Here is a 223-nt window from a genome sequence, read left to right on the forward strand (position 1 = left end):
AAGATATCAATTTAGACTTATGCAAAGTATGATTCAGTCAGATGAATTCCCATTTTATAGATTTGTTATAGATCATGAATTTGAAGAAGAACAAGTAAATGCCTTAAGAAAAATTTCAATTGCATTTCATGATCGATTAACTAGAGAAGAAGTTTCGATTTTTGCACAAAACGATCATTTGTTTTCTAAATTTAAACTTCCTTTAGATATGCTATATAGCCCA

The 223-nt window shown here is 27.8% G+C and carries 1 protein-coding gene; it reads left to right on the top strand.

From position 1 onward, the window contains the following. The coding region (locus tag MR168_RS33225; RefSeq protein ID WP_242291778.1) for a DUF1878 family protein at positions 1–223 on the top strand (223 nt) is incomplete at both ends.

It is taken from the genome of Bacillus cereus group sp. BfR-BA-01356 (genome assembly GCF_022663635.1).
GTDB classification, from domain to species: Bacteria; Bacillota; Bacilli; order Bacillales; family Bacillaceae_G; genus Bacillus_A; species Bacillus_A cereus.